17 protein-coding genes and 1 pseudogene are annotated in these 20,589 nt (G+C 59.2%); 10 read left to right on the top strand and 8 right to left on the bottom strand.

Annotated features, from left to right (window positions below; genetic code table 11):
* Positions 1-4 precede the first annotated feature (4 nt).
* Both HMPREF9720_RS09890 and HMPREF9720_RS09885 read right to left on the bottom strand, forming a co-directional pair.
* On the bottom strand, positions 5-3,184 hold the full coding sequence (locus HMPREF9720_RS09890; RefSeq protein WP_009598268.1) for an efflux RND transporter permease subunit: 3,180 nt from the start codon (positions 3,182-3,184) through the stop codon (positions 5-7).
* Positions 3,185-3,187: 3 nt separating this feature from the next.
* Positions 3,188-4,345 (bottom strand): efflux RND transporter periplasmic adaptor subunit, encoded by a 1,158-nt coding sequence (locus HMPREF9720_RS09885; RefSeq protein WP_009598234.1) that lies wholly within the window; start codon positions 4,343-4,345, stop codon positions 3,188-3,190.
* A gap of 162 nt (positions 4,346-4,507) precedes the next feature.
* Between HMPREF9720_RS09885 and HMPREF9720_RS09880 the strand changes: the two genes are divergently transcribed.
* From HMPREF9720_RS09880 to gpmA, 4 genes are all read left to right on the top strand, one after another.
* Complete coding sequence (locus HMPREF9720_RS09880; protein ID WP_009598196.1) at positions 4,508-5,356, top strand: AraC family transcriptional regulator; 849 nt, start codon at positions 4,508-4,510, stop codon at positions 5,354-5,356.
* Between the two features lie 90 nt (positions 5,357-5,446).
* Positions 5,447-6,499: a class I fructose-bisphosphate aldolase gene (locus HMPREF9720_RS09875; RefSeq protein WP_009598180.1), complete on the top strand. Its 1,053-nt coding sequence runs from the start codon at positions 5,447-5,449 to the stop codon at positions 6,497-6,499.
* 57 nt (positions 6,500-6,556) lie between these two features.
* On the top strand, positions 6,557-7,573 hold the full coding sequence (locus tag HMPREF9720_RS09870) for a 2-hydroxyacid dehydrogenase (RefSeq protein ID WP_009598270.1): 1,017 nt from the start codon (positions 6,557-6,559) through the stop codon (positions 7,571-7,573).
* Positions 7,574-7,576: 3 nt separating this feature from the next.
* A complete protein-coding gene (gene gpmA / locus HMPREF9720_RS09865; RefSeq protein ID WP_009598232.1) occupies positions 7,577-8,320 on the top strand; it encodes a 2,3-diphosphoglycerate-dependent phosphoglycerate mutase in 744 nt (247 codons plus the stop codon).
* Between the two features lie 175 nt (positions 8,321-8,495).
* On the opposite strand, the gene HMPREF9720_RS09860 is transcribed toward gpmA, so the two are convergent.
* Positions 8,496-9,392 (bottom strand): helix-turn-helix domain-containing protein, encoded by an 897-nt coding sequence (locus HMPREF9720_RS09860; RefSeq protein WP_009598129.1) that lies wholly within the window; start codon positions 9,390-9,392, stop codon positions 8,496-8,498.
* 232 nt (positions 9,393-9,624) lie between these two features.
* Between HMPREF9720_RS09860 and HMPREF9720_RS09855 the strand changes: the two genes are divergently transcribed.
* From HMPREF9720_RS09855 to HMPREF9720_RS09830, 6 genes and pseudogenes are all read left to right on the top strand, one after another.
* Positions 9,625-10,476, top strand: coding sequence for an aldo/keto reductase (locus tag HMPREF9720_RS09855; RefSeq protein ID WP_039940401.1), 852 nt, complete (start codon positions 9,625-9,627; stop codon positions 10,474-10,476).
* A gap of 34 nt (positions 10,477-10,510) precedes the next feature.
* A complete protein-coding gene (locus HMPREF9720_RS15185) occupies positions 10,511-11,977 on the top strand; it encodes a cupin domain-containing carboxymuconolactone decarboxylase family protein (RefSeq protein WP_009598311.1) in 1,467 nt (488 codons plus the stop codon).
* Between the two features lie 16 nt (positions 11,978-11,993).
* Positions 11,994-12,533 (top strand): flavodoxin family protein, encoded by a 540-nt coding sequence (locus HMPREF9720_RS09845; RefSeq protein WP_009598263.1) that lies wholly within the window; start codon positions 11,994-11,996, stop codon positions 12,531-12,533.
* Between the two features lie 19 nt (positions 12,534-12,552).
* A complete protein-coding gene (locus HMPREF9720_RS09840) occupies positions 12,553-13,110 on the top strand; it encodes a flavodoxin (protein ID WP_009598160.1) in 558 nt (185 codons plus the stop codon).
* 10 nt (positions 13,111-13,120) lie between these two features.
* A pseudogene (locus HMPREF9720_RS09835) lies at positions 13,121-13,498 on the top strand (4Fe-4S binding protein); the annotation flags it as partial.
* A gap of 98 nt (positions 13,499-13,596) precedes the next feature.
* On the top strand, positions 13,597-14,907 hold the full coding sequence (locus HMPREF9720_RS09830) for a hypothetical protein (RefSeq protein ID WP_009598170.1): 1,311 nt from the start codon (positions 13,597-13,599) through the stop codon (positions 14,905-14,907).
* A gap of 105 nt (positions 14,908-15,012) precedes the next feature.
* Here HMPREF9720_RS09830 and HMPREF9720_RS09825 read toward each other — a convergent pair whose 3' ends face one another.
* From HMPREF9720_RS09825 to HMPREF9720_RS09805, 5 genes are all read right to left on the bottom strand, one after another.
* Positions 15,013-16,101 (bottom strand): serine protease, encoded by a 1,089-nt coding sequence (locus HMPREF9720_RS09825; protein WP_009598248.1) that lies wholly within the window; start codon positions 16,099-16,101, stop codon positions 15,013-15,015.
* A gap of 21 nt (positions 16,102-16,122) precedes the next feature.
* Positions 16,123-17,454, bottom strand: a complete 1,332-nt coding sequence (locus HMPREF9720_RS09820) for a hypothetical protein (RefSeq protein WP_009598128.1) — start codon at positions 17,452-17,454, stop codon at positions 16,123-16,125.
* A 91-nt stretch (positions 17,455-17,545) separates the two neighbouring features.
* Positions 17,546-18,196, bottom strand: a complete 651-nt coding sequence (locus tag HMPREF9720_RS09815; protein ID WP_014776548.1) for a hypothetical protein — start codon at positions 18,194-18,196, stop codon at positions 17,546-17,548.
* A 94-nt stretch (positions 18,197-18,290) separates the two neighbouring features.
* Complete coding sequence (locus tag HMPREF9720_RS09810) at positions 18,291-18,746, bottom strand: hypothetical protein (RefSeq protein ID WP_009598148.1); 456 nt, start codon at positions 18,744-18,746, stop codon at positions 18,291-18,293.
* 215 nt (positions 18,747-18,961) lie between these two features.
* Positions 18,962-20,575: a hypothetical protein gene (locus HMPREF9720_RS09805; RefSeq protein WP_009598195.1), complete on the bottom strand. Its 1,614-nt coding sequence runs from the start codon at positions 20,573-20,575 to the stop codon at positions 18,962-18,964.
* Positions 20,576-20,589 lie beyond the last annotated feature (14 nt).

Here is a 20,589-nt window from a genome sequence, read left to right as displayed (position 1 = left end):
CTTGTTACTCTTTCTCGTTTTTACACTCCTCCAGCTCGGCGCGCACGGCCCACTGCGGATCGGGATCGAACTCCAGCGGCTTGACCTTCTCCTGCAGGGTCTGGAAGACGATGAACAGCGTCGGTACGAGGAACAGCAGCGCCAGCGTTCCGACGATCATACCTCCCACGACACCCGAACCGAGGGTGGAGTTGCCGTTGGCGCCCACACCGTGCGAGAACACCAGCGGAATCATACCGAATACGCAGGTGAGGACGGTCATCAGGATAGGACGGAGACGGGCCTTGGCGGCGGATACGGCGGCCTGCGTGAGACTCATGCCCGCGGCGCGGCGGTCGGCGGCGTACTCCGTAATCAGGATGGCGGTCTTCGAAAGCAGACCGATCAGCATGATGATACCCGTCTGCAGGTAGATATTGTTCTCCAGCCCCATCATCTTGGCGAAGAGGAACGAACCCAGCAGACCGCACGGCACGGAGAGAATGACGGCGAACGGAATCAGGAAGCTCTCGTACAGAGCGCTCAGGATGAGGTAGATCAGCAGGAGACAGATGCCGAAGATGATCGTCGTGTTGCTGCCTGTCTGCGCCTCCTCGCGGGTGATGCCGTCGAAGTCGTAACCGTAGCCTTTCGGGAGCACCTGCGCCGCGACTTCCTGAATGGCGCGGATGGCGTCGCCCGACGAATATCCGTCGGCGGCGGTGCCGTTCACGGCGATCGAGCTGTACATGTTGAAGCGGTTGAGCACTTCGGAGCTGTAAACCCTCGTCAGGTCCACGAACTGTCCCAGCGGAGCCATCTCCCCGTTGTTCGTACGCACGAAGACGTTATTGAGCGACTCGGTGTTGAGACGGTATTTCGGGTCGGACTGAATCGTCACATAGTACATCTTCGAGAAGCGGTTGACGTTCGAAACGTACTGGCCGCCGTAGTAACCCGAAAGCGTCGAGAGAATCGCGTTGGGCGATACGCCGGCGCGTTTGGCCTTCGCCGCGTCGATGCTTACGACGTACTGCGGGAAGTTGATGTTGAAGGTCGAGTAGGCCATTGCGATCTCCGGACGCTGGTTCAGCGCTCCGATGAACCGCAGGTAGATGTTGTAGAAGTCGGTCAGGCTGCCGTCCGACTTATCCTGCAGGTGCATGGAGAAGCCGGTCGAGGTGCCGTAACCCGAAATCATCGGCGGCGCCACGGCGAAGATCTGCGCGTTCTTGATATCGGCCGTGCGTCCGTAGATCTGACCGATGACCGCGTTTACGGCATCCGTTTTTTCGGGACGTTCCTCCCAATCCTTCAGCTTGATGATACACATACCGTAGGACGAGCCCTGACCGGCGATCATACCGTAGCCGGCCACCTGCATGAAGTCCCTGATCTGGGGAATGGCCTTGATGCGGGCGGAGACCTCTTCCATGACCTGATGCGTTTCGGCGAGCGAAGTGCCCGGAGCCGTTGTGACGTTGACCATGATCGTACCTTGGTCCTCGTCGGGCACCAGACCCGTCTTCGTGGTGTTCATCAGTAAGACAAGGGCGGCGAACGCCAGTCCGAGCGTGGACCACATCAGCCATTTGTGCTTGATGAAGAGCAGTACGCCGTGCTTGTATTTGTTGATCATGGCGCTGAATCCGCTGTTGAAAGCCTTGCGGAAGCGTGCCGCGAAGTTGTCGCGCATTTCGCCGTTCTCGTCGAGATACGGTTTGAGGAGCAGTGCGCAGAGGGCCGGGGAGAGCGTAAGGGCGTTGATCGCCGAGATACCGACGGCCACGGCCATCGTGATGCCGAACTGCGTGTAGAATACGCCCGACGTTCCGCCCATCATGGCTACGGGAATGAACACGGCCATGAAGACCAGCGTCGAGGTGATGATCGCCGAGGTGATACCCGACATGGCGTCGATGGTTGCCATATAGGAGGACTTATATCCCACGTCGAAACGCGCTTGGACAGCCTCCACCACGATAATGGCGTCGTCGACGACCGTACCGATGGCAAGGACGAGCGCGAAGAGCGTCAGCAGGTTGATCGAGAACCCGGCCACCGAGAGGAACGCGAAGGTTCCGACCAGCGCCACGAGGATCGAGATCGTGGGGATCAGCGTCGAACGGATATCCTGCAGGAAGACGTATACCACGAGGATAACGAGCAGGATGGCTTCGATCAGCGTCTTGATCACTTCGTTGATCGAGGCGTAGAGGAAGTCGTTCACGCTCTGCAGGTGTGCGATGGCGACGCCTTTGGGCAGTTCGCTTTCGACCTCTTTGAGCAGTGCGTTGATCTCGTTGACGACCTGCGTGGCGTTCGAACCGGCAGTCTGGAAGACCATCGTGCTAACGCCCGGATGGCCGTTGGTGTAGCCCTTGTAGGCATAGGATTCGCTGCCCAACTCGATGTCGGCGACGTCTTTCAGGTGCAGGATCGTACCGTCGGGTTGTGCGAGGAGTACGATTTCCCCGAATTCCTCCGGAGTCATCAGACGTCCGCGGTACTTCATCGTATACTGGAACGTGTTCTGCGAGTTTTCACCCAGCGTACCGGTTGCCGACTCGATGTTCTGCTCGGCGAGGGCCGCCGTTACGTCCGACGGGATGAGCTTGTACTGGGCCATCACGTCGGGCTTGAGCCAGATACGCATCGAGTAGTCGGCTCCCAGCGTGAAGGCTTCGCCGACGCCCGCGATACGGAGAACGCGCGGCTCGATGTTGATCTTCAGATAGTTCGACAGGAACGTCTCGTCGTAGGAGTCGTCGGGGCTGTAAAGCGAGAATATTTTCACCATGGAGGTTTGGCGCTTCATGGTGGTCACACCGATCTGCGTCACCTCCGAGGGCAGCTGTCCGGTAGCGCGCGATATTCGGTTCTGCACGTTGACGGCGGCCATGTCGGCATTGATTCCCTGACGGAAGTAAACCGTTACGGATGCGCTGCCGACTGCGGCGCTGGAGGTCATATAGGTCATGTCCTCCACCCCGTTGATAGCTTGTTCGAGCGGTACGATGACCGATTTCTGGATGGTCTCTGCGCTGGCTCCCGGATAGGAGGCGCGCACCATCACCGTCGGGGGAGCGATGTCGGGATACTGCTCGACGGGCAGCGTCGCGAGACCGATAAGACCGGCGATTACGATTACGATGGATATGACCGACGCCAGTACGGGTCGTTCGATAAAATGTTTCAGTGTCATAGGTTATTCCTCCTTTTCGGTTTGGGTTGCGGCCTCAGGAGCTGTCTGTGCTGCGGCGCCCTGCCCCTTGACGACAATGGGCGTACCTTCACGCAGCAGACCTACGCCTTCGGCAACGATCACGTCGCCCGGCGTAAGTCCGGACTTGACGATATACTCTCTGCCGTTGTTGATCTTCTCCACGTCGATCATCGACGATGTGGCTTTGCCGTCCTCTACCTTATATACGTATACCTTGTTCTGCAGTTCGAAGGTCGCCACCTGCGGTACGACTACGCAGTCTTTGTGGATGTTGGGCACGATCACGCTGCCGGCGCCGCCGCTATGGAGCAGGCCGTCCGCATTGGGGAACACGGCGCGCAGCTGTACGCTGCCCGTCGAGGTGTCGATGACGCCGCTGATCGACTCGATGCGGCCCGTCCGGTCATAGACCGAACCGTCGTTGAGCACCAGCCGTACGTCGGGCATGTTCTTGAGCGTGTTGGCGATCGAACCGTACTGACGGGTCAGGTTGAGCAGCTGGTTCTCGGTCATCGAGAAGTAGACGTATACGTCCGAGTTGTCCGATACGGTCGTCAGCGGCTGCGGAATCGATGCGCTGACCAGCGCGCCGACACGGTACGGCAGCGTTCCCACCACGCCGTTGGCCGGAGCCTTCACGACCGTATAGGAGAGGTTGTTGGCGGCGTTTACGCGCTGCGCTTCGGCCTGCGCGAGCTGGGCCTTGGCAGTCAGCAGCGTGTTTTCGGCCGTCAGCAGGTCGTACTGCGAAACCACGTTCTTGGCGTAAAGCTCCTTTTTGCTGTCGTAGGTGAGCTGCGCCGTGGCTACGCCGGCTTTGGCAGCCGCCACGTTGGCTTCTGCGGTCTGCAGCGCCGCTTTGTACGGCACCTGATCTATGATGAAAAGGGGCTGGCCTTTCGAAACGGTCTGACCCTCGTTTACGCAGAGTTCGAAGATGGTTCCCGAAACCTGCGGATAGATGGCGATGTCCTGACGTCCGCGGATGGTCGCCGAGTAGTTGATCGGGATTTCGCGGTCGGTAGTGGCTATGGTCATCACGGCGTATTCCGCGGGGCCCATTGCCGTCGGTGCCTGTCCGCACGAAACGGCTGCCATGAAGCAGGCCATGACGGCTGCTTTCACAAATGTTTGCTTCATAATTCTCCTCTTTTTTAAACTAAAAAAACTTTTTACGGTGCAAAAGTACCGTAAAAAGGCCGACGATGTGCCATTATATTGCGAACAGTGTTGGTGTTTTTCGGAACAAAATTTAGGAAATTAATGAAAAAAGCGTTAAATTTGTTCGAAAAAAGAATTGTTATGTCAGCGACTAACCCCATAATAACCACACCGGAAGAACAGTTCGTCGTCGGAGAGTCCGATTTCGCCTTTTTCGGCAATTATGCGAGCCGCTGCGAAGGCGGGGCGATCCTCTACTGCCGCAAGGGCAGCGCCGACGCCACCGTGAACCAATATTGCGGTCAGGTGCGGCGCAACACGCTGATTCTGGTGCTGCCCGGCTCGCTGCTGATGCTGACCAACCGCACGGAGGATTTCCGGATGACCTTCTGCGCCTTCTCGCGCGACCTTTTCGCCGAAGCCGGTTTCCGTCTCGAACCGTCGTTTTTCAGAATCCTGCGCGAAAATCCGATCACCTATCCGCCCGCCCGCATCGTGGAAGGCGCCAGTACTTGGTTTCAGATGGCCGCATACACCTACCGCGACCGCAACAATGTGTTCCGCAATACGATCATCCGCAACCGCCTGCAGAACGTGCTGCTGGAGATTTACGACAAATTGCAGCGTTACGCCAACATGCAGCAGCAGACGCCCGAAACGACGACGCGCCAGACGGAGCTTTTCCACCGTTTCGTCGCGCTGGTGCACGAACACAGTTCGCAGCAGCGCGAGGTGTCGTTCTATGCCGACAAACTCTGCATTTCGACACGTTATCTCTCGACCATCGTGCGCAATATCGCGCATAGCTCGGCCAAGGAGTTCATCGACCGCTCGGTGCTGCTGGAGATCAAGATGCTCCTGCAGTCGACGGATCTGTCGGTGCAGGAGATCGCCTACCGCCTGCATTTTCCCGACCAGTCCTATCTGGGGCGTTATTTCAAGAAGCATACGGGCGAGTCTCCCACCGAGTACCGCAACACGAAAAAATAAGCAGCCCCGATACCGGGGCAGTTTTTGTTTCGCGCCGTCTGTCGTGTTTGGACCCTGAATTGCAGGGCATGTCGTAAAATACGAAAGATTATGAGCAAGACGATTGAAATTCTTGGGGAAAAGGCCGAATACTACCTTTCCCATGTGTGCCGGACCATCGACAAGAAACTGCTGTATCTTCCCGCGCCCGACACCGTCGACCGGGTCTGGATGGAGTCCGACCGCAATATCCGCACTCTCGGCAGCCTGCAGTGGATACTCTCCCACGGCCGTCTGGCCGGTACGGGCTATGTGTCGATCCTGCCCGTGGATCAGGGCATCGAACATGCGGCCGGCGCGTCGTTCGCTCCGAATCCGGCCTATTTCGATCCGGAGAATATCGTGAAGCTGGCTGTCGAGGGCGGCTGCAACGCCGTGGCTTCGACCTTCGGCGTGCTGGGCGCCGTGGCGCGCAAATACGCGCACAGGATTCCGTTCATCGTGAAACTCAACCACAACGAACTGCTCTCCTACCCCAATTCCTACGATCAGGTGATGTTCGGCACCGTGCGCGACGCTTGGAACATGGGCGCCGCCGCCGTCGGCGCCACGATCTATTTCGGCTCGGAGGAGAGCCGCCGCCAGTTGGTCGAGATCGCCGAGGCGTTCGATTATGCCCACGAGCTGGGCATGGCGACGATCCTGTGGTGTTACCTGCGCAACGGGAGCTTCAGGAAGGACGGCGTCGATTACCACGCTTCGGCCGACCTCACGGGGCAGGCGAATCACTTGGGCGTGACCATCAAGGCCGACATCGTGAAGCAGAAGCTTCCGGAGAACAACGGCGGTTTCCGCGCCATCGGTTTCGGCAAGACCCGCGACGAGGTTTACACGAAGCTGACCACCGACCACCCCATCGACCTTTGCCGCTATCAGGTGGCCAACGGCTATATGGGCCGCGTGGGGCTGATTAATTCGGGCGGCGAGTCGCACGGCGCGTCCGATCTGCAGGAGGCCGTCATGACGGCCGTGGTGAACAAACGCGCCGGCGGCATGGGTCTCATCAGCGGCCGCAAGGCTTTCCAGCGGCCCATGGACGAAGGCATAGCCCTGCTCAACGCCATTCAGGACGTATATCTCGATCCCGAAGTGACGATCGCGTAATAACGGCCCGGCGTATACCGTTTCTATATAAGTAAGAAAAAGATAAAATCGTGCATTATGAAAATAACCTTCTTCGGCACGCAGCCCTATGACCGGGAGTCGTTCGACCGCGCCAACGAGCGTTACGGATTCGAATTCAATTACCACCGCAGCCACCTGAACGGCAACAACACTTCGCTGGCGCAGGGGGCCGATGCGGTCTGTATCTTCGTGAACGATACGGCCGATGCCGCCACGATACGCTCTTTGGCGGCGATGGACGTGAAGCTGATCGCCCTGCGCTGCGCGGGATTCAACAACGTGGACCTGAAAGCCGCGGCGGAATACGGCATTCCCGTCGTGCGTGTTCCCGCTTATTCGCCGCATGCCGTGGCGGAATACGCCGTGATGCTGATGCTGACGCTCAACCGCAAGGTCCACCGCGCCTATTGGCGCACGCGCGACGGCAACTTCTCGCTGCACGGCCTGCTGGGATTCGACATGTACGGCAAGACGGCGGGTATCGTCGGCACCGGAAAGATCGCCCGCGAACTGATCCGCATCCTCAAGGGATTCGGCATGGAGGTCCTCGCGTACGACATCTACCCCGACCCGGAATATGCCGTGCGGGCGCAGATAGAATACGTGTCGCTGGACGAACTTTACCGCCGCTCCGACATCATCTCGCTGCACTGCCCGCTGACCGACGCAACCCGCTACATGATCGACGGCGCCGCCATCGGCAGGATGAAACCCGGCGTCATGCTCATCAATACGGGCCGCGGTCAGCTGATCCACACCGAAGCGCTGATCGAGGGGCTGAAAGAGAAGAAGATCGGTGCGGCCGGACTGGACGTGTACGAAGAGGAGGCCGCCTATTTCTACGAGGACACGTCGGACCGGATCATGGACGACGACGTGCTGGCGCGCCTGCTCTCGTTCAACAATGTCGTCATGACCTCCCATCAGGGGTTCTTTACACGTGAAGCGCTGGATAATATAGCGCACACCACTTTGCAGAATATCAACGATTTCGCTGTGCACCGGGAGTTGCGGAACGAGGTGCGCGCCGAACCGGAAAAAACGATGAATTGAACGATGAAAAAAGTTGTTTTGCTCCGCCACGGCGAGAGCACATGGAACCGGGAAAACCGGTTCACGGGATGGACGGACGTCGATTTGAGCGAAAAAGGCGTCGCCGAGGCCGAAAAGGCCGGCCTGCTGTTGCGCGAGGAGGGCTTTCTGTTCGGGCATGCCTATACCTCCTACCTGAAACGGGCCGTGAAGACGCTCGGCGTCGTACTCGACAAGCTGGATCAGGATTGGGTGCCGGTTTCGAAGAGCTGGCGGCTCAACGAGAAGCATTACGGCTCTTTGCAGGGACTCAACAAAAAGGAAACGGCAGAGAAATACGGCGACGAGCAGGTGCACATCTGGCGCCGCAGTTACGACGTGGCTCCGGCGCCGCTCGGCGAAGAGGACCCGCGCAACCCGCGCTTCGATCCCCGCTACCGCGACGTACCCGAAGCGGAGTTGCCCCGCACCGAGTCGCTGCTCGACACCGTCGGCCGCATCATGCCCTACTGGAAATGCGAAATCCTGCCTGCGCTCGCCCGCCACGACTCCCTGCTGGTCGTGGCCCACGGCAACAGCCTGCGCGGCATCATCAAACACCTGAAAGGCATCTCCGACGAAGCGATTTCGGAGTTCAATCTCCCGACCGCCGTGCCTTATGTCTTCGAATTCGACGACGGGCTGAATTACGTCAGGGACTATTTCCTCGGCGACCCCGAAGAGATCGCCGCGCTGATGGCCGCCGTCGCCGATCAGGGTCGGAAATAGCACGGCGCGAATTCCGGCGCGGGAAGGTCGAATTCCCAGCCGTGCCGGATTCCCGGCCTTCATGTTTTAGCCCCCGCTCATTGCGAGCGGGGGCTTTTTTTCGGCGCGGGTGATGCGATCCTCTGGGGTGGCTCCGGTTGCCGCCGCCTGAATGCGATGATGCTTCGTTGCGGCGTCAGTTTGTCGTCCGGTATTCGTTGGGCGACATCCCGACGCACTTCTTGAACAACCGGGTGAAGTGCTGGGGATAGCGGAAACCGAGCTCGTAGGCGATTTCGCTGATCGACTTCGTCGCGTCGAATATCCGTTCCTTGGCGATGTCGATCACCTTCAGCTGAATGTACTCCTGCGCCGATTTGCCGGTCTCCTTCTTTATCAGGTCGCCGAAATAGTTGGCCGACAGGTGCAGCTGTTCCGCGCACCAGCGTACCGAAGGCACCCCGTCGCGCTGGGGCGTGTCGCCTTTGAAATAGTCGTTCAGCAGCCGTTCGAACCGGGACAGCGCGTCTTTGTTGACCTCGCTGCGCGTGATGAACTGCCGTTCGTAGAAGCGTATGCTGTAGTTGAGCAGCAGTTCGATGTTCGAGACGATCAGCCGTCTGCTGTGCTTGTCGATGGCGTGGTTCAATTCGCCCGTTATGTTCTGCAGGCATTCGAGCACCACGAGCCGCTCCTGCTCCGAGAGATGCAGGGCCTCGTTGGCTTCGTACGAAAAGAAGGTGTATTCGTCCATGCTGCGTCCGAGCGACGTGCCCCGGATCAGGTCGGGGTGGAACAGCAGCGCCCAGCCTTTGGGCTGAAACACCTCGCCGTTGTCCTCGATGCCGACCACCTGCCCCGGTGCGATGAATACGAGCGTTCCCTCCTGATAGTCGTAATAGTGGCGTCCGTAGCGCATGTCGCCGCATTTGACGTCTTTCAGGAAGACGCAGTAGAATCCGTACATGCGCCGGGCGTGCCGGGCCTTCGGGCATTTCGAAAAGTCGATGACGCTGACCAGCGGATGGAGCGTCTCCTGCCCCATCATTTCGTTGTACTGGTAGACGTGCTCCATTTTTACGATCTCGTCCATATGCTTCGATTATTGTTGTCTGTCACAAAGTTAATGCTTTTTTCCATGCCCGCCGCACCTTCGCGGCCGAATCGGTAATAATGGTATGACGAACCGTAATTCGGGTAATGACACGCCGCCGGAATCGCCCTACTTTTGCAGTGTGAAACGGACCCGAACCCGATAAACCGGGAAAACGGAAGGTGGTTCCGTCGGTCGGAATACGGGTTTGAAATCAATAAAAGGAGAAAAAATGGAGCATAGAATTTTAAACAACGGCGTCGAAATGCCGGTTCTGGGTTTCGGCGTCTATCAGGTCGGGGAGACGGTCTGCGAACAGTGCGTACGCGATGCGATTGCGGCGGGTTACCGTTCGATCGACACCGCTTCGGCCTATCTCAACGAGCGGGCCGTGGGCCGGGCGATCCGGCGGAGCGGCGTACCCCGCGAGGAACTTTTCATTACGACGAAGCTCTGGGTGCAGGACGCCGGGTACGAGAGCACGAAGCGGGCTTTCGCCAAGTCGCTCGAACGCCTGCAGCTCGATTATTTCGACCTCTACCTGATCCATCAGCCGTTCGGCGACGTCTACGGTTCGTGGCGGGCGATGGAGGAGCTTTACCGCGAAGGGGCCGTCCGGGCCATCGGGGTGAGCAACTTCCAGCCGGACCGGCTGGTGGACCTGATCCTTCACAATGAGGTGGTGCCCGCCGTCAATCAGGTCGAGACGCATCCCTTCTGCCAGCAGGCCGAAGCGGCCGCGGTGATGGCCTCCGAGGGCGTGCAGATCGAATCGTGGGCGCCGTTCGCCGAGGGGCGCAACAATCTGTTCGGCAACGGGACGCTGGTGTCGCTGGCCGCGAAATACCGGAAATCGGTCGCTCAGGTCGTCCTGCGCTGGCTGATCCAGCGCGGCGTGGTCGTGATTCCGAAGTCGGTGCGTCCGGAGCGCATGGCCGAAAATATCGACGTCTTCGATTTTCACCTCGCGCCGGAAGACATGGACCTGATCGCAACGCTCGACACCCGGCGGAGCTGTTTTCTGTCACACCGCGATCCTGAGACCGTGAAGTGGCTGGGGACGATGAAATACGAGATGGACTGATCGGCAACTGAGGATATGATGAAAACGCGAAACGATGAAGCAACTAATTTTTATAATTGCGGCCGCACTGCTTGCGGCCGGAACGTGTAACCGGATAAATGCTCGGAATATGGAAAAACCGAAGAAAATCAGTGCGTTCCCCGTCGGGGACAAACTGCCCGAAACATTCTCGAAATATTTTGTTGGTCAGGCATATCTGGCCCGGCTGACGCGGAACGGGGCGCTCAACTGCCCGATTTCGAACGTAACGTTCGAACCCGGATGCCGCAACAACTGGCATAGCCATACGGGCGGCCAGATTCTCGTCGCCGTGGGCGGCCGGGGATATTATCAGGCCGAGGGCGAGCCGGCCCGCGAGCTGCTGCCGGGCGACGTGGTCGAAATCGCTCCCGATGCGGTGCACTGGCACGGCGCGGCTCCTGACAGCTGGTTCTCGCATCTGGCGATCGAACCCAATCCGCAGACCAACCGCAATACGTGGCTCGGACCGGTGGACGACGCGCACTATTCCGCTGTGACCGCCGGGGCTGCCGCGATCGCCTCCACACCCGCCTCTGCGACCGCTCCCGCCGCCGGGATTGCTGCGACTGCCGAATCCTCCGCCGCGGCCGTTTCCGCGGCAATGTCCATGTCCTCCGCAGCGCCCATTCCTGCGGCAATGTCCATGTCCTCCGCAGCGCCCATTCCTGCGGCAATGTCCATGTCCGCAACAGCGCCCCTGTCCTCGGCCAAGAGCGCGGCTTCGCGCCTGCGCGCCGCGGCCGTCGAGACCCGTGCGCAGCTGTTTTCCGGGTGCGAATCGGAACTTGCGGCGACCGATCCCGAATTAATCGAAATTTTTGATAACTTTACGTTCGCTGAAGTACTCGGCTACGGCGATCTCGACGTTAAGACGCGGATGATGTGCATCCTCGCGTCGTGCATTGCCGGAGCCGCGCAGACCGAGTTTCGGACGATGCTCGAAGGCGCGCTGAACGTGGGTGTGACGCCCGTCGAAGCGAAAGAGGTGGTCTATCAGGCGGTTCCCTACGTCGGCATGGCGCGGACGGTCGATTTCGTGCATATCGTCAACGGGGTGCTGACGGCGCGGGGCGTTGCGCTTCCGCTCGAAGGCCAGTCGGCGACTTCGCCCGAAACCCGCTTCGAAAAGGGACTGGCGGTGCAGAAGGCTATTTTCGGGGAGCGGATCGACGCGATGCGCGCCGCCGCGCCGGAGAACCAGAAGCATATGCAGGACTACTTGTCAGCCAACTGTTTCGGCGATTACGTCTCCCGCGGCGGGCTGGATGCGAAGGTGCGCGAACTGCTGACTTTCTCGATGCTGCTCACGCTGGGCGGTTGCGAACCCCAGCTCAGGGGACATATTCAGGGCAACCTGAATGTCGGCAACGACAAGCGGACGTTGTTGGCTGTGGTGACCCAGCTGCTGCCCTATACAGGCTATCCGCGTACGCTGAATGCGATCGCCTGCCTGAACGAAGCGATACCTGAAAACGAATAAAAAAGAAGAAAACGATATGGCGAAGAAAGTATTGATCCTCTCCTCCAGCCCGCGGCGCGGGGGTAACTCGGATTTGTTGTGCGACCGTTTCATGGCCGGGGCGCAGCAGGCCGGACACGACGTGGAGAAGATTTTCCTCCGGGATAAGAAGATAAATTACTGCACGGGCTGCGGCGTATGTTACGGCGGGGCGAAGCCCTGTCCGCAGCGGGACGATGCGGCCGAGGTGGTCGGCAAGATGATCGGCGCGGAGGTGATCGTGATGGCTACGCCGGTTTACTTCTATACGCTCTGCGCGCAGATGAAGACCCTGATCGACCGCACCTGCGCCCGCTATACGGAGATGGGCGGCAAGGAGTTTTACTTCATCCTGACGGCCGCCGAAGAGAGCGTTGAGATGATGGAGCGCACCGTGGAGTGTTTCCGCGGATTTCTCGACTGTCTCGACGACCCCGAAGAGCGGGGTGTCGTTTACGGCGTCGGAGCTTGGCAGGCGGGTGAAATCGAAGGAATGCCTGCGATGGACGAAGTCTATGAGCTGGGCCGCCGGGTGTAAACCTAAAATAGAGAACAAAATGAAACGGATTGTTTTGATAGCGATTATGACGATGTTCTTACCCGATATGAATACACAGGCGCAGACCGCATCCGGCACGAAGGTGCTGGTGGCCTATTTCTCCCACAGCGGCAATACGCGCGCCATGGCGCGGCAGATCGCCGAAGCGACGGGCGGCGATCTTTTCGAGATCGTTCCGGCCGCGGCCTACCCCGCCGAATACGGAGCCGTCGTGGATCAGGCCAAGAAAGAGATCGGCGGCGGCGTCCGCCCTGCGCTGAAAGGCCGGCTGCCCGATGTCGGGGCGTACGACGTGATTTTCGTCGGCTCGCCCTGTTGGTGGTCCACGGTCGCGCCGCCGGTGGCGACGTTCCTCGCGGACTGCGACTGGGCGGGCAAGACCGTCGTGCCGTTTATGACCCACGAAGGCAGCCGCATGGGCCGCAGCGAAGAGGATATTCGGAAACTTTGTGCGGGCGCTACCCTGCTCGGCGGGCTTCCCCTACGCGGCGGGGCCGTGAAAGACTCGCGGGACGTCGTGCGGAAGTGGGTTCAGGGATTGAATCTGACAAAATAAACTATACCAGATGTTGCGAAAAATCAGAATCGCGGCCGCGGCCGTTTTCTTTACGATGATTACGCTGCTCTTCCTCGATTTCACGGGGACGCTGCATGCGTGGTTCGGCTGGATGGCCAGAGTGCAGTTGCTGCCCGCTGTTTTGGCGGTCAATGTCGCCGTCGTTGCGGCGCTCTTGGTGTTGACGCTGTTGTTCGGACGGGTCTACTGTTCGGTGATCTGCCCGCTGGGCGTCTTTCAGGACGTCGCTTCGTGGGCGGGCGGCAAACGGCGCAAAAACCGTTTTACCTATTCCCGTGCCTTGCCGTGGCTGCGTTACGGCATGCTGGCGCTGTTCGTTGCGGTGATGGTCGCCCATATCAAGCCCGTCGCCGAACTGCTGGCGCCTTAGCGTTCCGGGTGGATAATGTTGCAGGAAAGCGGCGTGAAATTGCGCAATTTCAGCCGGTTATTCGTATCTTTGGGGTGCAATTACGAAATCCCGCAATGAGGAAGCTTTATTTTCTGTTCATGCTCCTGCCGGCGTTGTCTTGGAGTGTCGCCCTGAGGGCGCAGCGGCTCGGCGTCGAGGTCACGCCTGCGTGTCCGACGGTATTTCAGGAGTTCGAGGTGGCATACACGGCGGACCGTGAGATCGAGTCGATCGCGCCGCCGCGCTGGGGTGCTCTGACGCTGGTCCGCGAACTGGGACAGTCGCACGGCTCGCAGCTGTCGATCGTGAACGGCGTCCGGACCGACTCCGAACTCTTCTCTTACCGCTACCGGGTCCGTTCGCGCGTGAGCGGCGAGGTCTTCGTGCCGGGAACGACGGCCGTCGTCGGCGGTCGCGAATGTTGTTTTGAGCGGAAAAGGATTACGGTGCTTCCCGATTCGGCGCATTGCGAGCCGCAGTGCCGGCTGGAACCGGATTCGGCGGCTATGGCGGCCATGGGCGGCTGTATCGTCCGGCTGGTCTGCGATCGCAAGCCCGACAAGGCCGATCCGGTGCTGGTGCTGGACGATACGGAGACCTGCACCCCGTTTTCGACCGCTTATTCCAGCAGGAACGGGCGGGAAGAGTGTATTTACCGATACCGGATCGACGTGGACACCCCCGGAAAACATATCCTTACGCCGCGGCTGTCGTTCGGCGGAAAACCGTTCGAAGCCCCCTCTTACGTCGTCTGGCTGAAAGGCGAAGCCGGTCCCGAAGGTACTGAGCCTGCGACGCCCGGCCGGAGGCGGATCGTATATGCTTTTGCGGGCGTGCTCCTTTTTTTGTGGACGGCGATTTTCGTGCGCGATCATGCACCCGCCGCAGGCCGTAACGCCGTCGTTTCCCGCTTCTCGTGGCAGGTGTATTTCGTCGTGGCGGCCGCCCTGCTCTTTATCGGGTTTTGCGGCCTGTTCATCTGCGGTGCCCTCCGGGCGGAGGGTGCATCCCGGCTGCCGGTTTACGGCGTGACGCTCCTGATGCTGTTCTGTGTCTGCTGGCTGGTGTTCGGGGAGCTGAGACGCTCGGCCGTGAGATTGCGTATCGACGGCGACACCCTTGCCGTCACGTCGTTCGCGGGACTGGGATTTACGCGCAGATACGATCTGAAAAGTTTCGACGCCATCACTTCGACGATACTCGTCAGCCGGGGCGGCGCGTACGAATACCGTTATCTGATGAAGGCCGGCAGGCGCGTCGTCCGCGTCTCCGCATTCTACCTCAAAAACTATAACGGATTGTGCGAAGCGTTGTCGGAGCACTGCGTTTACAAGGGCCGCCGGCCGATGAATCTCTGGCTCGAAATGAAGGAGATTTTCCGCTGAGCGGACTTGCGCCGCGGGAATCCTGCGCATCCCCCGGCCGGGACGCGGATACGAAAAAGCCGGACCTTTTCAAAAAGGTCCGGATTTTCCGTTCGCTGTCGAGGGTCATGCCTCGGCGTCGGTTTTCGAATATTCCGAGAATTCGCAGCCGAAACGCTCTACGAGCATGTTGTCCATCTCGTCGGCCCGCAGTGCGAGTCCGACGATGTTTTTGCGGATTTCGTCTTCCGATTCGTCCGTGATGTCGGCCAGATGGATGCGGTAGGCGATGTAAATTTGCCGGCCTTCGATTCCCAGCTTGTAGGGGCCGAAGTCCTCGCTGAGCATATAGTCCAGTACGTTCTCCACCTCCTTCTTCGGCAGCAGGTTGATCGGCGAGGTCGAGAAGAGGTAGTTGCCGTCGTATACGAAGATGCGGATTTCGGAACTGCCTTTATGGAAGAGCCATGAGTCGTATCCGTCGCGTGCAAGCACCGGATTGACGCCCATCTCCCGAATCGCGCCTTCGACGAATCCGCCCAGCGGCGAAAGCTCGCGCTCGTCGAAAACGCCTTCGGGCAGCTTGTCGCCGCACGAGGGGCAGAACTCCTCTTCCTCGCAGATCAGCTCCTCGCAGCTGCCGCACTGCACTTGGAATGCCGTGCGGTCCAGCTCGCCGAGCGATTCGAGCAGGCCGTGGAGCGTTTCGACGCGGATGCCGAAGCCCATGTTGTCGGCCTGCGTGAATTTGCTGACCGTCACGCCTACCACCTCTTCCGCGTCGTTCAGGATCGGACCGCCTGAGTTGCCGGGGTTCACCGCGGCATCGGTCTGGATGTAGTATTTGCCGTCCATCAGCTGTTTGGGCGACGATACCGAACCTTCGGTGATCGTGAAGGGCATGCCGTAGGGGTATCCCGCGACGTATACCTTGCGACCGATGGTAAGCGAGTCGTCCGCTGCGAGCGTCATTTCGGGCAGCGCCGAGAAGTCGCCTTCGGCGGCCAGCAGGGCGATGTCCAGCGCCGGATTGACCAGCACGACCTTCGCCAGATAGGGATTGCGGTCGTTGTCGTGTACGGCGACGGTGCGGTACCCTTCGACCACATGGTAATTCGTTACGAAAAGATCGTAGTTTTTCAGGTAGAAACAACTGCCGGAGCCGCCTGAGTGGGTTACTTTGAATACCGACCTGTAGATATTGTTATGTTCCATGGATATACGGATTTTGAGCTGTTATTTTTGTTGTCCGAGTGCCTGTTCCATCATTTTCTGCTGGAATTCCTGCGCCAGACGCATGTATTCGGCCATGTCGCCCTTCATCAGCGCCTGCTGCATCGCAGCCTGCATCTGAACGATCTCGCCCTGCATGGCGGCGGCCATCTGCTGTACCTGTTCCACGGCTGCGGCCGCGGCGGCTCCCAGCTCTCCGGTCTCCTCGTCGTCGTCGTCGTCCGTCGTCAGATCGTCGTCCATCACCTTTTCGAGCGCTTCGAACAGAATCTCCGACGCCTCCTCCATCGACTTTCCGGCCGATTTGCGCAACGCATTGGCGATCACGGCGTTCAGGTCGTCCTGCACGTCGTTGTAGAAGTACATCTCATAGAACTTGTAGAGTATGCGCACCGCGCTCCGTTCATAGTTCTCCGCTTCGATGGCATCCGCGGCCTCCTTGTAAACCTCCTTGAAATTCTCCTGCACGTTGTTCAGCGACGAGCGGCGTTTGGCCGAAACCAGCGTATCGACGAAATAGAGGTCGCGCGCCAGCTCTTCGCGGGGCATCGCCAGCAGGCGTTCGAGGAACGCCTTGCCTTTGGTCACCAGCTCGGCTACGGGCAGCTCCTTGTCCATGTCGTCGACGGCCTTGTCGAGGTCGTTCATCAGCTGGCCCTGCGGCTGGGCGAAATAGGAAATCTTGTAGAGCGCGATGTCGATCACGTTCCATGAGTAGCCGTATTTGCGTTCCGCCTCATACTCCTTCACGGCTTCGAGCGTCTCGCGGCAGGTCTGCCGCACCGCCTCGTGGATTCGCGTCACCTCTTCCTCGGAATAAGGCGTCACCTGCGGTTCGTAACTGCGCTTGGCACCGAATTTGGCGCAGAATTCATCGTCGTAGCGGTCGCCGATATGGCAGATGTTGCGCAGGATGAAATAGAGCTTGTGCGGATGGCTCTGCGAGAGCGGGCACACGTATTCCATCTTCAGCTTGTCGCCCTCCTTGCGGAAGCGCGGCAGCATCAGCCGGTTGATGTTCAGGTCGGCGACCTGACGCAGCATGGCGACGCGGCCCTTTTCGGGCAGCTCCAGAAAGTCCGCGCTTATGTGCAGCTTCCCCTCCCCGATGCGGATGTTTACCAGAATCGAACCGTGGGGAATATGGAATTCCGTACCTTCGGCGTTGCCGTATTTCGTGCGGAATTCCGGGTTCAGGTGATCGAGCAGCAATCGGAACGCTTCGAGGTGTTTGCCCTCGTTATAGTTGTCGATAGCCTGCTCATAGGCCTCCGTATTGACTTTGCTCTGCGTGGAGTTCAGTACCGGAGCGACGAATGAGTGTGTAGTTTTCATAGTTTTGGTATTATCGGAATGTCCCAGCGGGGCATCGGGATATAAAATTAGAAAAAAAACGGGAAACTTCCCGTTTTTTCGGATCGAAATCTCAATTTTCTTCGATCGTGAGCGTGCCGTCCGGCCCCACGGTCACTTTGGCTTCGTAATAAATGTACGAGGTTTTGCCGGCGCTGCTCTCCGTTTCCTTGCCGTCCTCGGTGAAGCGGACGATGAACGAGGTGTGCTGTTGGCCCGGTTTGCGGTTGCGGTTGAATGCGGAATTGCCGGCCGGAACCTCCTCCTCGATTTCGTAGCGGCCTACCGATTTGTAGGAGTGTCCTTCGGGAAGCATCGTTTTGGCTTGGGCGATCTGGGCGGCGATCCGGGCGGGATCGAGTTCCGACAGGTCGATGCCGACGGTCGTTTCGTATTCGGGAGCTTCGAACGTGCTCTGTACGTCGCGCAGGTCGGTAGGCTCCAGACCGTTCATGTAGTAGCTCTGGCTGAATGCCTGATCGTCCTTGTTCACCAGTTTCACCGTCACGAGGAACAGGTTGTCGGAGAGCGTTTCTCCCTCCATGATCGAAAGCGAGTAGATTTTGAATTTGTCGGTGTCCACGCTCTTTTTCGTCAGTTCGATGGCCTTGGCGTAGCTGGCTTCGGCGTCGGTCGGATAACCGGTCAGGGTGGAGCAGGACTGGATCGTTGCGGCAGCGGCGACGGCTGCGGCGAGGAGTCTGATAATTGGGCGCATTGTCATATTCGTTTGAGTTTTGTTTTATACGGTAAGTTTCAGCGGCGCAGGTTTCCGTACGTCGTGTTTGCAGACCGGCCGGAATTTCCGGCCGGCAATGCTATTTGTCGAAAATGGACTTGAACGCGTCGAACGCCTCCGCGTTTTCGAAAAACGCGCCGCGGATGACGTGATGGTCGGCGGGCAGCGAAATTTTGAATTCGTTTTCCTCCTCGTCGAATTTGGTGTATTCCACCTCCGAAAGCAGGAACGACTCGTTGACGACCTCTTTTTTCCGGACGACGGGAATCGTCACCTTGCCGCCCTCCACGGTGATCTCGCCGCCTTGGGCGATGAGTTTGCGGGCCTGCATGATTTCGCGGACCGTGAATGCCAGCAGCGCGAGACCGCCGATCACGAAGATGATCGTGACGGCCGTCGGGCCGAGGATGCGCATGCGGCCGATGCGGATGCCGAAGGGATAGACCAAAGGTACGACGACCATGCCTGCTCCGATGGCCAGCGAGGAGACCGAGCCGCTGAACGGGTTGCTGGGGGTGTAGTTGAATTTCTGCATTTTTTTCTATGAATTTGGGATTAGTAAATCTTGCCGTATGTCTCTCCGGGTCTGCTGCGGGAGCCGGATTGCAGGGCTTGTTTCGTGTGCAAAGTTAAACGCCCCGCGGCTATTTCCGGAGGTTTGCAGGGGGATATCGCAATGTACGGGGCGTTTTTCAACAGACTGACCGCCTGCTGTTTCCATTCGTCGGGGGCGGCAGCCGGGGGTATATTTTACAGCCGCGAGAGGATCTCCTCCAGCGTCGAACCCTTCGCGGAAGCCAGCTTCTCGGTGCGGATGCGCTTCAGCCGTTTTTTCACCGAATCCTTTTCCAGACAGACGACGCTCGCGATTTCGGCCTGCGACAGGTGCATGCGCACCATACAGCAATAGCGGATGTCCTCCTCGTTCAGCGCCGGGAATTGCCCGCGGAGACGGACCGTGAAATTGTCGAATACGGCGTCGGCATGGGTGAAGATCGTCTTCCAGTCTTCGTCCGACATGCGGCATTTCCTGCTCTCCCCGCCCTGCCGGACCTGCGCGATGAAACGGCTGTTGAGCTGGCGGAAAAAGGTCGTGCGCAGGTGTTCCTCCTTGCGCCGCATGGCGTCGAGTTCGTTTTCCTGCCGCAGGATGCGCTTTTGCTGGGCGAATTCCCGCAATTTGGCGCGGTGCCACATGCGCAGTCCCAACCATGCGCCGAGCAGCATGAGCGCCGCGCAAATCAGAATCGTCTCGTAGACGATGCGTTCGCGGTGCTGTTTCTGGCTTTGAAGGGCGGCGTTCTGGGTTTTGAGCTGTTCGTAACGCCAGAGTTTGCGGATATTGAGCACTTCGGCGCTGTGCACCTTCTCGTCGATCGAGTCCTTGAGCCGGATGTACTGCTTCAGGGCTTCGAGACTTCTTGCCGCGTCGCCTTTCCCCTCCCATGCGTTCGAGGTGTTGAGCGCCCATAACGCCCGCGAGGTGAGGTGCGTCGTGTCGGCGCACATGCGGCGGGAACTGTCTGTCAGCTCCAGCGCCGTGTCGTAGCGGCCCGTGCGGTTGCAGATGTCGGCCTTGGTGCTCAGCCATGAATACCGGGTCCATGCCGGGGCGTGCCCGAACCCCTTTTCCCAATACTCTTCGGCCTTGCGGTACTCTTTCCGTTTCAGGGCGCTTTCGATCAGCATGGCCCACTTCGGGGAGGTGTTTTCGGTTATGCCCTTCTCTTCGGCGAGCCTGAGCGCCTTGATCGCATAGTATTCCATGCTGTCATAATTGTCCAGCCCCATATAGGCGTGCGCCATGTCGCCGAGCGATATGCACATCCAGTCGTAACGCTCCATGCTGTCGGCGTAGGCGTACGCCTGCTGCGCGTGACGTATCTTCTCCTCGAAGAGATGCTGCTGGCCGCAGAATACGCCGAGCCATGTCTCCACGACGTAATGCCGCCTCCACTCCCCTTTCGGGGGCAGCATGTCGCGGCTTTTGAGCAGCAGCGTCATCGCCACCTCCGGCTGCCGGCGCTGATGGGCGATCTTGGCCGCATAATAATAGGCCTTGTGCGCTGCGGCGAAATCGTCGGTGTGGGTGCGGTAATAGTCGAGGGCTACGTCCGAAAGCGTGTCGTCGATCATGTTCTCCCCCGCGAGCCACCGGGCTTGGGTCAGCACCAGCGCATAATGCGCATAGTTGCGTCGGGAGAGTCTTTTCTCCGGAGCCGGAACGCCCTCCAGCAGCCGTGCGGCGCTGTCAGGGTGCTCCATGACGATCGCTTCGGCGTCGAGCAGAACGCCGGGAACGGGCTGGCAGCCTGCGGCTGAGACGCACAGGAACAGGAGGATGGCGAGGCGGATGCGGTGCATGGTCTGTTTCGTGT

Source organism: Alistipes sp. HGB5, from assembly GCF_000183485.2.
Lineage (GTDB): Bacteria > Bacteroidota > Bacteroidia > Bacteroidales > Rikenellaceae > Alistipes > Alistipes finegoldii.
Note: the sequence above shows the minus strand (reverse complement) of the source record. Positions and strands in the feature narration are given on the sequence as shown.

What these genes read in the sequence shown, in the direction of transcription:
- HMPREF9720_RS09860 (WP_009598129.1), bottom strand. Translation starts at nt 9,392, where the DNA reads ATGGACGAGATCGTAAAAATGGAGCACGTCTACCAGTACAACGAAATG.
- HMPREF9720_RS09840 (WP_009598160.1), top strand. Translation starts at nt 12,553, where the DNA reads ATGAAACGGATTGTTTTGATAGCGATTATGACGATGTTCTTACCCGAT.
- HMPREF9720_RS09830 (WP_009598170.1), top strand. Translation starts at nt 13,597, where the DNA reads ATGAGGAAGCTTTATTTTCTGTTCATGCTCCTGCCGGCGTTGTCTTGG.
- HMPREF9720_RS09825 (WP_009598248.1), bottom strand. Translation starts at nt 16,101, where the DNA reads ATGGAACATAACAATATCTACAGGTCGGTATTCAAAGTAACCCACTCA.
- HMPREF9720_RS09855 (WP_039940401.1), top strand. Translation starts at nt 9,625, where the DNA reads ATGGAGCATAGAATTTTAAACAACGGCGTCGAAATGCCGGTTCTGGGT.
- HMPREF9720_RS15185 (WP_009598311.1), top strand. Translation starts at nt 10,511, where the DNA reads ATGAAGCAACTAATTTTTATAATTGCGGCCGCACTGCTTGCGGCCGGA.
- gpmA (WP_009598232.1), top strand. Translation starts at nt 7,577, where the DNA reads ATGAAAAAAGTTGTTTTGCTCCGCCACGGCGAGAGCACATGGAACCGG.
- HMPREF9720_RS09810 (WP_009598148.1), bottom strand. Translation starts at nt 18,746, where the DNA reads ATGCAGAAATTCAACTACACCCCCAGCAACCCGTTCAGCGGCTCGGTC.
- HMPREF9720_RS09890 (WP_009598268.1), bottom strand. Translation starts at nt 3,184, where the DNA reads ATGACACTGAAACATTTTATCGAACGACCCGTACTGGCGTCGGTCATA.
- HMPREF9720_RS09820 (WP_009598128.1), bottom strand. Translation starts at nt 17,454, where the DNA reads ATGAAAACTACACACTCATTCGTCGCTCCGGTACTGAACTCCACGCAG.
- HMPREF9720_RS09885 (WP_009598234.1), bottom strand. Translation starts at nt 4,345, where the DNA reads ATGAAGCAAACATTTGTGAAAGCAGCCGTCATGGCCTGCTTCATGGCA.
- HMPREF9720_RS09845 (WP_009598263.1), top strand. Translation starts at nt 11,994, where the DNA reads ATGGCGAAGAAAGTATTGATCCTCTCCTCCAGCCCGCGGCGCGGGGGT.
- HMPREF9720_RS09875 (WP_009598180.1), top strand. Translation starts at nt 5,447, where the DNA reads ATGAGCAAGACGATTGAAATTCTTGGGGAAAAGGCCGAATACTACCTT.
- HMPREF9720_RS09805 (WP_009598195.1), bottom strand. Translation starts at nt 20,575, where the DNA reads ATGCACCGCATCCGCCTCGCCATCCTCCTGTTCCTGTGCGTCTCAGCC.
- HMPREF9720_RS09870 (WP_009598270.1), top strand. Translation starts at nt 6,557, where the DNA reads ATGAAAATAACCTTCTTCGGCACGCAGCCCTATGACCGGGAGTCGTTC.
- HMPREF9720_RS09880 (WP_009598196.1), top strand. Translation starts at nt 4,508, where the DNA reads ATGTCAGCGACTAACCCCATAATAACCACACCGGAAGAACAGTTCGTC.
- HMPREF9720_RS09815 (WP_014776548.1), bottom strand. Translation starts at nt 18,196, where the DNA reads ATGACAATGCGCCCAATTATCAGACTCCTCGCCGCAGCCGTCGCCGCT.